This window comes from Psychrobacter sp. NG27, assembly GCF_016106655.1.
Lineage (GTDB): Bacteria > Pseudomonadota > Gammaproteobacteria > Pseudomonadales > Moraxellaceae > Psychrobacter.
The window spans coordinates 74514-88196 of record NZ_JADGIN010000004.1; the positions used below are offsets into that span (position 1 = coordinate 74514).

Genomic DNA, 13683 nt, shown 5'->3' on the forward strand with positions numbered 1-13683 from the left:
TGAGCATGTGGATACATGAGTAACTACCTGTCACTACATAGGATGTAATAATGCAAAAATCACTTTTTAAACTCACGATGTTAGCGACCGTTGTTTTAGGTATGAGCGCCTGTAGTGGCGACAATAAAACCACTGACGACTCTGCTGCCAGTGCAGATGCGAAAGGAGCCAAGACGCTGCTTTATTGTTCAGAGGGCAGCCCTGCTGGTTTTGATCCAGCACAGTACACATCAGGGACTGATTTTGATGCAAGCGCCTTCCCTATTTACAACGGTTTGGTAGAATTCAAGCGAGCAGAGACTGAAATTCAACCAGGATTGGCCGAAAGCTGGGATGTCAGCGAAGATGGCAAAACCTATACTTTCAATCTACGCAAAGGGGTCAAATTCGGTAAGACCGATTACTTTACCCCGACTCGTGACTTTAATGCAGACGATATTCTCTTTACGCTAGAGCGTATCACCAACCCAGAGTTTGAGTTTAATAAAGCCTACCCTGCTGAATTTCCTTATTCTGTAGGCATGGGATTACCAGATATCATCTCTAATATCGAAAAGGTTGATGACTATACGGTAAAAGTCACGCTAAGCGAGACCAATGCACCGTTCTTACAGAACCTAGCGATGCCTTTTGCTTATATCGATTCTGCTGAATACGCCAACAAATTAATGGCTGATGGCAATGCAGCTGATATCAATACCAAGCCAGTGGGTACCGGACCTTTCGTCTTTACTTCTTATCAAAAAGACGCACAAATTCGCTATACCAAAAACCCAGATTACTGGAACAAAGACGACATTCATATCGATAACTTAGTGTTTGTCATCACTAAAGATTCAGCCGTACGCGCCCAAAAAGTGCAAGCAGGCGAATGTCATGTATCCGCTTATCCAAAGCCTGCTGAGATTGAGGCAGTCAAAAATTCTGGTAAGGCAACGGTACTAGACCAACCCGGTTTCAACGTCGGTTATGTGGGCTATAACGTCGAAAAACCTAAACTGAGCGATCTGAAAGTACGTCAAGCATTAGACATGGCCATCAACAAAGACGCCATTATCAATGCCGTCTATCAAAGCGAAGGATTAAAAGCCACCAATCCGATGCCGCCGACGCAGTGGGGTTACGACAAGTCGCTCAAAGACGCGCCTTATGACGTTGAGAAAGCAAAAGCCCTTATCAAAGAAGCGGGCGCAGACAACCTTTCTATCGACTTATGGTATATGCCAGTTCAACGCCCTTATAACCCTAACGCTAAGCTAATGGCTGAAATGCTACAAGCAGATTGGGCCAAGATTGGCGTCAATACCAAGCTTGTGACTTATGAATGGGGTGAGTACCTAAAACGCGCGGCCAAAGGCGAGCCTGATGTCATTCTAGCGGGTTGGACCGGCGACAATGGCGATCCAGACAACTGGTTGGGTTCATTGTTATCTTGTGACGCAGTCGGTGGTAACAACTACTCGCGCTGGTGTAATAAAGATTTTGACAGCTTAGTCACCAATGCCCGTCAGATTAACAATCAAGATGAGCGCGTGAATGAATATGTACAAGCGCAGCAAATATTCAAAGAGCAGCTACCTTGGACGACGATGGCGCATTCTGTTGTGACCGTATTCACCGCACCAAACGTGGTCGATTATAAAATCAGCCCACTTGGCTCAATACGTTTCGATGGTGTCAAGGTCGAATAGCCCTTACTGATTACGTTCGATACGACATACATAATGGTTTAATTTATATTCGGCTGGGTCAGACTTCCTGCACCAGCCGTATTCATCTGCATTAAACGCCTTGTCGCGGACCCTCTCACCATCGCAAACACTCTTATCATTGAATCACAACTATTGAGCAGCCCATGCTACTTTATATTCTGCGTCGAATCGCTATTCTCATTCCTGTCTATCTTGGCTTAACGCTATCGACCTTCACTCTGATTCGTCTCGTGCCTGGAGATGCGGTCGAGATTATGATGGGCGAACGTATGGTCGATCCAGAGCTACATGCTCGCGCCCTAGAGCGGCTGGGATTAGACAAACCTCTTGTAGCCCAATATTGGGATTATCTGACTGGCATCTTGACGGGTGATTTTGGCGAGTCTTTTCGTACTCGAACCCCAGTCTTACAAGATTTCTTTGCCCATTTCGTTCCAACCTTAGAGCTAGCTCTATGCGCCATTGTTATTGCTAGTGTCATTGGCGTGAGCTTGGGCATCTTTGCCGCGCTGCGACGTGGTACTTGGATTGATTACACCCTCATGTCAGGTGCGCTGGCAGGGTACTCTATGCCTATCTATTTATTAGGGCCAATCCTCACAGGGATATTCGCTCACTATTTAGGCTTGTTACCTGTCGCTGGGGTGATCTCTGTCGCACAGTTTTTAGATGTGCAGCCCTTATACGGCTCATGGTTACTCGGCTCCCTAACATCAGGAGAGCCTGGTGCTTTTTGGAACGTGGTCAAACACTTTATCTTACCCTCTATTGCCTTATCGACTATTCCACTTGCAATGATTGCACGGATGACGCGCTCGGCGATGCTAGAAGTACTGGATGAAGACTATGTACGTACGGCTAGAGCCAAAGGCTTATCACCAAGCCGCGTAATTTTGGTACACGTGATGCGCAATGCCTTAATTACAGTGGTTACGGTCGTTGGCCTACAGATGGCAACATTACTCGCGGGTGCGATTATTACCGAGACCATCTTTAGTTGGCCAGGCGTTGGTAATTGGCTACTTGATGGATTTTTCACTCGTGATTATCCTATCGTACAGAACGGTATTTTACTGGTCGCCACTGCCTTGATTTTGGTTAGTTTATTTATTGATATTTTGTATGGTCTTATCAACCCACGTATTCGACATACTTCTTAATCTAACATTGATAAATACTCATATTATAAGTAGTGACGAATAGTGATTGCATGGTTTTGAGTCGTTTTCAGCACATTCCTGAATGATTGCTAGGAATGGTTGCTAGAAATAGGACTCTACATACTTGTAACGCGTTAGCCACTATAGGAAATGCTCATGAAGCCTTCTGCTGTTCCCTCTGATCTTAAGCTTGCGGCTCTCACGCCGCCCTCGTCTTGGCAGCTGTTTCTATCGACATTTTGTCGTAACAAAGGCGCGGTACTTGGTTTTATTGTACTGGCTTTGATGGTGCTTATTGCCATACTCGCGCCTACCATTGCTCCCCATGACCCTTATGAATTATTCACCGGTCAAGAGCAATTGCCACCTGCCTTTCTAGATGGTGGCAATACGATGTTTTGGCTCGGCACTGATGATGCTGGTCGAGATACGCTGTCCCGGGTGATGTATGGCGCGCGTTACTCATTGTTTATCGGTCTAAGCGCCACGACGCTTGCAATGTTAGTTGGTATCTCACTCGGGTTAAGCGCTGCGTTTTGGCCAAAGGTCTGGGGCAAGGCCGTCATGCTGGTCAATGACATCTTGATGTCCTATCCGAGCTTGCTATTGGCCATCATCATTGCCGCTATCTTAGGGCCTTCTATGACCAATACGATTATTACGATCGCACTGGTCTGTACACCACCTTTTATTCGGCTGACTCGTGCCACTGCGATGGTAGAGCTACAACGTGAGTACTTTATTGCCTCGCAGGTAATGGGTGCGGGCGTACTGCGCTTATTGTTTATCACTATTTTGCCCAACTGTATGGCACCGCTCATCGTACAGGCGACTATGATTTTCTCTTCTGCTATTTTAGAAGCAGGCGCGATTGGTTTCTTAGGCTTTGGCGTACAGCCACCTGATGCTGAATGGGGTGCGATGCTAGGTACGGCACGCCAATATATTCAAAGTAATGTTTGGCTCGCTATTTGGCCGGGTGTCGCTATTTTCTTAGCTGCTCTGTCGATTAACTTGACTGGTGATGGCTTACGAGATGCACTAGATCCCAAATTAAAGCAGGTGACATAACATGACTGAACCATTAATTAAAACGCCTATCAATCATACCTCTATGAATGGCGCATCAAAAAAAGAATCTCCATTGTTATTAGATATCGAAAATCTTTCAGTTACTTTCGGTCAAGGGATACGCGCCTTTCGTGCAGTCGATGATGTGTCGTTAAAGATTACACAAGGTGAAGTCATCGCTGTCGTGGGTGAATCTGGCTCAGGAAAATCCGTCACTATGATGGCGCTAATGGGACTGTTGCCACCCTCTGCGACAGTCCGCGCACAGCGAGTAATGTTTGATAACAAAGACATGCTTAGCATGCCAGCCAAAGAGAAGCGCGGCATCATTGGTAAAGATATCTCTATGATTTTTCAAAATGCGATGTCTTGCCTAAATCCAAGTTTCACCGTTGAAATGCAACTGGGCGAAGTACTACGCAAGCATCTCGGTTTGCGAGGCGCCGCAGTACAGACGCGCATATTAGAACTGCTAGAGTTGGTTGAGATGCCCGATGCCAAGAATCGTCTAAAGGTATATCCGCATCAACTATCAGGTGGTATGAGCCAACGGGTTATGATTGCGATGGCGATTGCTTGTGAGCCAAAACTACTGATAGCCGATGAACCGACTACAGCTCTGGATGTCACCGTACAAGCGCAAATCATGGACTTGCTGAGCCGATTGCAACGCGAAAAGCAAATGGCGATGGTATTGATCACTCATGACTTGGGACTGGTCGCACAGAACTCACGTGATGTCGCGGTCATGTATGCCGGACAAGTGGTTGAAACCAGTACGGTGCCAGAGATTTTTCAACATCCTGCTCACCCTTATACTGAAGCATTACTGCAAGCCATCCCAGAGCTCGCTATCGGTCAAGATAGATTGAATAGCTTACCAGGGGTCGTACCAAGTCAATACGATCGCCCAAGTGGTTGCCTACTGTCCCCGCGCTGCCCATACAAGGAGCCCACTTGTGAAGTACCACCGCCTATTTTAGATACACCTACTGGCAAGGTACGCTGTATTCATGCTGATCCTTCTTCTCGAAACTCTACCTCTCACGCTGCTACTTTGGAGTCCCAAGTATGAGTAACAAAGTGGTCTTAAAAGCAGATAATTTACACAAGCACTACCCAGTATCACAAGGTCTGGGCAAAGCAAAAGCATACGTAAAAGCCCTCAATGGTATCTCGTTCGAGCTCGAAGCTGGCAAGACATTGGCCGTCGTTGGTGAGTCAGGCTGCGGTAAATCAACCCTTGCCCGCCAGCTGACGCTGATCGAAGCGCCTACTCATGGTGAGCTATTTATCAACGATGAAGGCACCACTGGCTATAGTAGAAAGGCGCTAAAAGAGCTGCGTACCGAAATTCAAATGGTATTCCAAAACCCTTATGGTAGCTTAAATCCGCGCCATACTATCGGCTATCAGTTGACGGAACCATTGGATATTCATACGAAACTCTCTAAAGAAGAAAAGCGTGACAAAATCAACGAGATGATGAGAAATGTTGGTCTACGTCCCGAACATGCAGGCCGCTATCCACATATGTTTTCAGGGGGTCAACGCCAACGTATTGCCCTTGCCCGCGCGATGATGCTCAATCCTAAAATTGTCGTCGCTGATGAACCGACTTCTGCACTCGATGTATCAATCCAAGCGCAAGTCTTAAATCTATTTATGGATTTGCAGGATGAGTATCGCACCGCTTACGTCTTTATCTCGCACAATTTATCGGTCGTACGCCACGTCGCTGATGATGTGATGGTGATGTATTTAGGTCAAGCGGTCGAACACGGCCCGAAAGAAGCGATTTATAATGCGCCAAAACACCCCTATACCATCGCCCTATTGGCTGCTGCCCCAACGGTAAATGGTCATAAAAATGATTTGACGCTACAAGGTGAGCTACCAAGTCCGCTTAACCCGCCAAGTGGCTGTGCACTGCATAAACGTTGTCCATATGCCAAGCAGCAATGCAGCGAAATAGAGCCACAACTGCGCGAATGGGATGGTCGATTGGTGGCTTGTTTACGCTTGGAAGAAATCTATGGATAAGAGGACTAATAGCTAAGCTGTATTTACTACGCCTCGGCACTTAGGAAACTGCGCGCACCCATAAAAGGCCTGACCTTGTCGTGCGCCTTTTTTTACAGTGCGTTCAACCATCTCGCCGTTGCATCTCGGACAGGTTGGTATTTGCGCTGCCACAGCAGTATGACTTGTTTGCTCAACAGCTTTAAGATTGGTGCTATTAGACGTGATAATCTCACATTCAGCCGTTTTAAAATCATTGCCCGATAACTCAAGATTTATAACTTCAAACGGTGTAAGAAACACTTTATTAGCCATATCATATGGTATGTTTGTCTGCTGAGTATTCATATTGTCAGTTAGTAACTCGCTAGATTCAATCTCAGTCTGACCCGACCATCGCAGCACTTCTCTACTTTTCAGCGTGGGTCGTTTAGCGGGCTCTTTTGCTATCGGCGCGGGTGTAGGCTTATTAGCCACTTTAGCAAATGGTTTATCATTAGCGTTACCACTAAGCTGTTTGTTTGAGAGGCTATGCTTATCTTTTAGATAGGCTTTATGCTCTCTGTTAGTGCGCCAAGATTTGCTAAATCTATTACTGTTAATCTGCTCAACGATGTACTTAACCTCGTCTTCAGTCAGTATCTTATCTTGCTTCTTCTTCACATAAGACACCATCCCACTCGTCAATACGTGTTCAGGCAACTCATCACGGGTCTTTAACTCACACTCACCGATGAAAGCAATCATCGAATGAAAGTAGCTCAGCTCCAACCCTAATAAATCGGCAAGCGTCTTAATGTGCAGATAATTTTGGCGCAGTGGGTTCTGGAATTTGAATTTACTCCCATTTGGAAAGGCTTGTGTCCACTGCTTTTGCTTTTCGCTACCATATATCCAGCCTTTATAGTTTTTGGTTTCGATGACAAAGATGCCGTATACAGAGACGATAATATGATCGATTTGGGTACTGCCACCATTGTCTCTTGGCAAGGTAATAGCGTTTAAGCGGTGATAAACATCTTTTTCTAGTTTTAACCACATGGCTACATTGATAACGGTTTCACCCAGGAAACCTTTAAAGCTGGATTTTAGGGACATATTATAGTTAGTCCTACTTTATTAGATAATAAACACACTTATAAAAGCGTTTTATACCATTGCACATAATTAAAATTATCTTTAGTAATGTCTATATACCAATCATAAGGAAATAAGTCTGATTGTATTTCTTGTGGAATAATATTTTTGTGTATAAAACACCGATTAACTAATAACTCTTTCGCAGCTGATACAGATACTGGTATCTCATCATTATACTGCTGATAATGCTGTTTGTAGCTTTCAGCACTTGAAAGATCTACTTCTCCATCTACGTTGAATTTCCATTCTTTTTCTGTCTCGTAATTTCTGACAAAGTCTGTTCTCCAGCGCGAATTATGTCCCCAACCATGAGATAAGTCATGACATAATCGGTTATTTCGGCGATTGGTGAAATACATATCGCTTTTTTCAGCCAAGTATTTATCTATGCATGGGTGATTGTAGACACTTACTCCACCCCTCGAAAACTGTAATTCACCAAACATAATAGTCGGATACAACTGATCCTTGATAATTATTTGCTCATACTCACCCATTCTTGTTATTTCATCAACATAATATACTTCATGGTAAAAGGGGTGATAGTAAGATTGGTCTATAGATGAAACTTGCATCCCTATATTTGTAAAAAAAGAACTATATTCAACTACTGTCAATTCGCCTCGATTCAATAAACATAATAGATGATCATTACAGACACTGAGAGCAAACAAATCCCATAGTTTAAAATTTAGTTCTTCAAATCGGTTTGAAGATAGCACCTCATGAGTGCTAAACCCATTACATTCTTCTACGCGCTGTTTTATTGAAGCGAAATTAAGATTATTATTTTTAATGCTCATCTTAGTGAATAATGATTTAAAAAGACTATCTTTTATCTTCCTTGTAGGTTTTTCTACATCTATAGAGATTGCTTTAGTTAAATTTTCACCATATTTTTTTAAAGGCTCGCATTCTCTTACTATGCGTTTAATATCCTCAATATGTGCAACCAGCACTTCTTGATAAACACCTTTCCCTTTATGACTTTCTAAGTCGAGATATAAAGCCACACTCATAATTTTATCCAAAAAAAAGATAGACTGAACGCATTCAGTCTATCTTATATGTGCTGTCTTACAAACGGTTTTTAGTTCAAAATTACACCAAACTATTTACCGCTTCGACCACAGCATCAGTTGTAATACCAAACTCTTTGTACAAATCACTGGCAGGTGCAGATTCACCATAAGTCGTCATACCGATGACTTTGCCATCTAGACCAACGAACTTATACCAGTAATCTACATGCGCCGCTTCTACTGCGACGCGAGCACGAATATTGGCAGGCAATACCGCTTCGCGATAGCTAGCATCTTGCTCGGCGAAAATCTCAGCACATGGCATAGAAACCACACGGACGCCAACACCATTCGCGCTAAGCGTCTCGTATGCTTCCATCGCTAGGCCAACTTCTGAACCAGTTGCGATGATAATAGCTTGTAGCTCGCCCTGCTCTTTCGCAAGTACATAACCACCTTTAGTGATGTTCGCTACTTGCTCGCTATCACGTGCTTGATGTGGCAAGCTCTGACGGCTAAAGATCAACGCTGATGGGTTGTTTTCAGACTTAATTGCTTCTACCCAAGCACTCGCAGATTCAGTCGCATCACACGGACGCCATGTACGTAGGTTTGGCGTAGTACGTAGGCTAGTCAATTGCTCAACTGGCTGATGCGTTGGGCCATCTTCACCCAGACCGATAGAGTCATGCGTATAGACATGGATGACGCGCTGCTTCATCAATGCGCCCATGCGTACCGCGTTACGTGCGTATTCCATAAACATAAGGAACGTCGCTACGTAAGGGATAAAGCCGCCATGGAGTGCGATACCATTAGCAATCGCGGTCATACCGAACTCACGTACGCCGTAATAGATATAGTTGCCGTCAGCATCTTTTTCGATGCCTTTAGCGCCTTTGAATAGTGTCAGGTTTGAGCCAGCTAGATCCGCTGAACCGCCTAGCAATTCTGGCAATAGTGGCTGCAAAGTATTGATAGCATTTTGACTGGCTTTACGACTAGCAACATCGCCGCCCGCTTCTTGCGTTTGCTGAATATAGGCTTGTGCTTGGTTATCAAAGTCAGCAGGCAAATCACCATTTAGACGGCGTAATAGCTCAGATGCTAGTTCTGGATAGGCTTTTTTATAAGCGTCAAAGTCCGCATCCCAGTTCTTTTGTTGTACGTCGCCTTTGGCTTTGGCATCCCACGCTTCATAGATTTCATCATCTAATTCAAATGGAGCATGTTTCCAAGACAATGCATCACGAGTCAAGGCGATTTCTTCATCACCTAACGGGGCACCATGACTGGCTGCTAGACCCTGCTTGTTCGGGCTACCCGCGCCGATCGTCGTTTTGCAAATCAGAAGACTTGGTTTAGTAGTCTCTTTAAGCGCTTGTTCAGTTGCTTGAGTAATCGCATCAGCATCATGACCATCTACTTTGATAACCTGCCAGCCATAAGACTCAAAACGCGCTTGCGTATCATCAGTAAACCAGCCTTCGACATTACCGTCGATAGAGATGCCATTGTCATCATAGAAGAAGACCAGCTTACCAAGACCTAACGTGCCAGCTAGCGAGCAAACTTCATGACTGATACCTTCCATCAAGCAACCATCGCCTAAGAATGCATAGGTGTTGTGGTCAACGATGTTGTGGCCGTCACGATTGAACTGCGCGGCTAAAGTTTTTTCTGCAATTGCAAAACCAACGGCATTAGCAATACCTTGACCTAGTGGGCCAGTAGTCGTCTCGACACCTGGTGTATAGCCAAGCTCAGGATGACCTGGGGTTTTTGAGTGCAACTGACGGAAACCCTTAAGATCATCAACGCTGACGTCATAGCCAGATAAATGCAGCAATGAGTAAATAAGCATTGAGCCATGGCCGTTTGACAGTACAAAGCGATCACGGTTGTGCCACTGTGGATCGGTTGGGTTGTGCTTCAAAAACTTGCGCCACAGAACTTCAGCAATATCAGCCATGCCCATCGGAGCACCTGGATGACCAGAGTTGGCTTTTTGTACCGCGTCAAACGACAGTACACGAATGGCATTGGCTAATTTACGTTCGCTAATTGGAGCTGGCATAGAGTGTCCTAATATTCAAATGAGGGGTATGGCTGATAAGAGGAGAGTTTACTCAAAGGCTAATAAAATAAGGACGCAAAATGCGCCCTTACCGTGTTGGCTATAAAGTTAAAGTGCAATATTAACATATTTGATGCAAGTCACGCCAAAAAATGGCATGGCTTAGCGGTGAGTATTTCACAGTAATTTATATCAATTTTATCAAAATACCCACAGTAATACGTTGTAAATCATTACAGCAAAATAACCATTTAAACTGAAATAGTCTCAGCACCGCCCATAAACGGACGCAATACTTCTGGAATCGTGATGCTACCATCTGCGTTTTGATGGTTTTCCATGACGGCCAATAGCGTACGACCAACTGCCAAACCTGAACCATTCAACGTGTGTACTAGGCTGGTTTGCTTGCCGTCTTTGACACGTGTGCCCATGCGGCGCGCTTGGAAGTCGCCACAGTTAGAGCAGCTAGAGATTTCGCGATAGGTATCTTGGCTCGGTAACCAGACTTCGATGTCATAAGTCTTTTGTGCCGCAAAGCCCATATCACCTGTACATAGCTGCACCGTGCGATATGGTAGGTTTAATTGCTGCAAGATATATTCGGCTTGTCCAGTCATTGCTTCTAGCAACTCATCAGATTGTTCAGCCGTGGCAATATTGACCATCTCAACTTTTTCAAACTGATGCTGACGAATCAGGCCACGAGTGTCACGACCATGAGAGCCCGCCTCACTACGGAAACAAGGCGTGTGCGCGGTAAACTTAAGTGGTAGCTCGCTAATGTCCAATCGCTCGCCACGTACCAAGTTGGTCATTGGCACTTCAGCGGTTGGAATAAGATAAAAGTCCATGTCTTCGTTATTAGTATGGTTTTTTAGCTTAAACAAATCATCTTCAAACTTTGGCAGCTGCCCTGTACCTTTGAGGCTGTCTGAATTCACAATATAAGGCACATAGGTCTCAAGATAGCCGTACTTCATAGTGTGCGTATTGAGCATGAACTGAATCAATGCACGATGCATCTGCGCCAACTGCCCTTTTAGCACATTAAAGCGACTGCCAGTCAGCTTGGTCGCCGCTTCAAAATCAAGCATACCAAGTGTCTCGCCAATATAAGTGTGATCTTGAATCTCAAAATCAAACGTACGAGGCGTACCCCACTTGCGCACTTCTACATTGTCATCTTCTGAGGTACCCACTGGCACATCGGCTGCTGGAATATTAGGGATTTGCATGCCAGCTTTGGTGATGCGTTCCTGCAAAGTGCGCAGTTCATCTTCAGCAGCTTTAATCTCACCGCTGACACTTTGCATCTCAGCCAATAGCTCACTGGCGTCTTCGCCTGATTTTTTTAGCGCACCTACTTGCTTGGCACCCGCATTACGGCGCGACTGCAACTCTTCAGTCTTGATCTGCAAAGATTTACGCTCTGACTCAACTGTTTGCCAAAAATCCATGTCAAGTGCATAACCACGAGTGGCCAGTTGCTGTTGTAAGTCGATTAAATCGCCGCGTAAGAGTTTTGCATCAATCATAATAGTTGCCTGTAACACTAAAGGTGAGTAAAAGGGTTGAAAAATATTATTAATAATTACCTAGCGCATGCACCGCTATGTTTTGCATCAATATGTCTTGTAGCCGCTATAATACCAAGACGCAGCAGATTTGACCATGTTTTGACCTCTGCTGTTTGCATTTTCATTGATGACCTTCATTGTCTGTCGTCCATTATATTAGCCTAAAACACCTATCTTTACGCTTAGCTCGCGCCCATAAGTTTAGCCCCTCTTTATTAAAATCATTAATATCGCCTCTAACAGCGAACAGAACGGCTTATATGTTTCATTTAGGGGTACTTTTCGGTAAGATAAGCGCATACCTTTTTTTACTTTCAGCCAAGTACAGCATTGCCGCTCCGCTTTGGCGATTTAAATCCAACACTTTTAATCTAAGTATTTGAGAAACCTTTATGGCCTTGTACCCTTATACGCTCCAACCTGTCGCCTTAAACATAACTGAGGCTGAATTTCATCAAGCACAGTATGAATTGTTTGCCAGTGCCAGTCCCTCTTTTGGTCTATCAAGCTTTAAGAATAAAGAATGGATCATCATGGCAGTGGTTGTGGTACTTGCTATTGCAGGACTTATCTTTGTGACAGGCTATTCAACCATCATCTTTTGGTTGATGCTCGCTGGTGTGGTGATTTATCTATTAGCTCGTACTTTAGGTTTTAAGTGGTACGTAAAAAGAGAGTTCGAAAAACAAGTGGCCGATCAAGAGATGCCAGATGAGATGCGCCAAATGAAGCTCGGCGTACAAAAACATGGCCTCGTCATGGCGATGCCAAGCAATCAGCCTGATATGATGAAAAACTCGCAAATGCGTGGTATGCAAATGCGAGCTGGTAGCATGCAGCAAGCCGTTATTCCATGGACTGCTATCAAAAGCTGGGATGAGACTGACGACTATATTTTTATGATGTTTGAGCTAAAGGGTCAACAAGGCAGTCAAATCGTTCCTAAACGTCTGAAAGCGCAGAAATTCCCGATCGATACAGTACGTCAGCATTTATTAGAAGTGATTCCTTCTAAAGGTCTGAACCCTGAAAACTTGCAGCCACCAGCATAATAGAGGTAAGCATTTCTCTATCATTTATAGTAATGGTAGAGGAAGCCAATTATAGTTTTATAAAACCAATTATAAAATTGTATTTATTAAATTTAACTTATTAATAATAGTTTGCTATTATTATAGGCATCAAAAGAAGAAAGACAGCTGATGCTAATAGAATCACAATTAAAAAAAATTAATTATGATCTCGACTTAGTACAGCTACGGCGCTTCTTTATTTAATCTCGCATAATAACACTCACACTATAAGGACAATACTATGAGTAATACTAATAACGCTACTAACCAGATCGGTCTAGAAAAAGCAGACATGAGCGAAGTCATCGCACAATTAAACAATCTATTATCAACGTATCACGTGTTTTATTTGAACGTACGTGGCTACCATTGGAACGTAAAAGGTGAGCACTTCTTTACCTTGCATCCAAAATTTGAAGAGCTATATACATCACTACAACTTCAAATCGATGAAATCGCTGAACGTATCCTAACTTTGGGTGGTACGCCACTCCACGCTTATAGTGATTTCACGCAGCATACCAGTATCAGTGAAGATAAGAACGTTAAAGATGGCACAAGCTGTGTCAAAGGCGTGGTCACTGGGTTGCAAGCCTTGATTACAGAGCAGCGTCAGGTATCATCGCTCGCTGCAGAAAGCGAAGATCAAGGATCAGCTGACTTGGTAGATGCTTATGTACAAGAACAAGAAAAACTGGTGTGGATGTACAACGCATTTTTAGGTTAATACCAGTTAAATCTATCTAAGTCAGTAAATCTAAGCGAAGCAACTCTAAACTAAGTGAATACTAAAACAAAATTTAGACAATAAAAAAGCACCCAACTG

At 44.0% G+C, this 13683-nt stretch carries 11 protein-coding genes; 7 read left to right on the top strand and 4 right to left on the bottom strand.

From position 1 onward, the window contains the following. Nucleotides 1-50: 50 nt before the first annotated feature. From IP485_RS07990 to IP485_RS08010, 5 genes are all read left to right on the top strand, one after another. Nucleotides 51-1691, top strand: a complete 1641-nt coding sequence (locus IP485_RS07990) for an ABC transporter substrate-binding protein (protein ID WP_198326787.1) — start codon at nt 51-53, stop codon at nt 1689-1691. A gap of 164 nt (nt 1692-1855) precedes the next feature. Next, nucleotides 1856-2872, top strand: a complete 1017-nt coding sequence (locus IP485_RS07995) for an ABC transporter permease (RefSeq protein ID WP_197134655.1) — start codon at nt 1856-1858, stop codon at nt 2870-2872. 156 nt (nt 2873-3028) lie between these two features. After that, nucleotides 3029-3943, top strand: coding sequence for an ABC transporter permease (locus tag IP485_RS08000; RefSeq protein ID WP_194197835.1), 915 nt, complete (start codon nt 3029-3031; stop codon nt 3941-3943). Between the two features lies 1 nt (nt 3944). Then, on the top strand, nt 3945-5018 hold the full coding sequence (locus IP485_RS08005) for an ABC transporter ATP-binding protein (protein WP_198326788.1): 1074 nt from the start codon (nt 3945-3947) through the stop codon (nt 5016-5018). Continuing rightward, nucleotides 5015-5986 carry a peptide ABC transporter ATP-binding protein gene (locus IP485_RS08010; RefSeq protein ID WP_194364900.1) on the top strand — a complete coding sequence of 324 codons (972 nt, stop codon included), beginning with the start codon at nt 5015-5017 and terminating at the stop codon, nt 5984-5986. The genes IP485_RS08005 and IP485_RS08010 overlap by 4 nt, the downstream gene beginning before the upstream one ends. Before the next feature lie 12 nt (nt 5987-5998). Here IP485_RS08010 and IP485_RS08015 read toward each other — a convergent pair whose 3' ends face one another. The 4 genes from IP485_RS08015 to serS form a co-directional block, all read right to left on the bottom strand. Continuing rightward, nucleotides 5999-7063 (bottom strand): NERD domain-containing protein, encoded by a 1065-nt coding sequence (locus IP485_RS08015; RefSeq protein WP_198326789.1) that lies wholly within the window; start codon nt 7061-7063, stop codon nt 5999-6001. A 38-nt stretch (nt 7064-7101) separates the two neighbouring features. Beyond that, the gene (locus tag IP485_RS08020) at nt 7102-8124 is read right to left on the bottom strand and encodes a hypothetical protein (protein ID WP_198326790.1); all 1023 of its coding nucleotides are present in this window, start codon (nt 8122-8124) and stop codon (nt 7102-7104) included. Nucleotides 8125-8206: 82 nt separating this feature from the next. Continuing rightward, nucleotides 8207-10204, bottom strand: a complete 1998-nt coding sequence (tkt, locus tag IP485_RS08025; RefSeq protein WP_198326791.1) for a transketolase — start codon at nt 10202-10204, stop codon at nt 8207-8209. A gap of 251 nt (nt 10205-10455) precedes the next feature. Continuing rightward, the gene (gene serS, locus IP485_RS08030; RefSeq protein WP_198326792.1) at nt 10456-11742 is read right to left on the bottom strand and encodes a serine--tRNA ligase; all 1287 of its coding nucleotides are present in this window, start codon (nt 11740-11742) and stop codon (nt 10456-10458) included. A gap of 434 nt (nt 11743-12176) precedes the next feature. Between serS and IP485_RS08035 the strand changes: the two genes are divergently transcribed. After that, nucleotides 12177-12836, top strand: a complete 660-nt coding sequence (locus IP485_RS08035; protein ID WP_197176067.1) for a YcxB family protein — start codon at nt 12177-12179, stop codon at nt 12834-12836. 262 nt (nt 12837-13098) lie between these two features. Beyond that, a complete protein-coding gene (locus tag IP485_RS08040; protein WP_198326793.1) occupies nt 13099-13584 on the top strand; it encodes a Dps family protein in 486 nt (161 codons plus the stop codon). Nucleotides 13585-13683 lie beyond the last annotated feature (99 nt).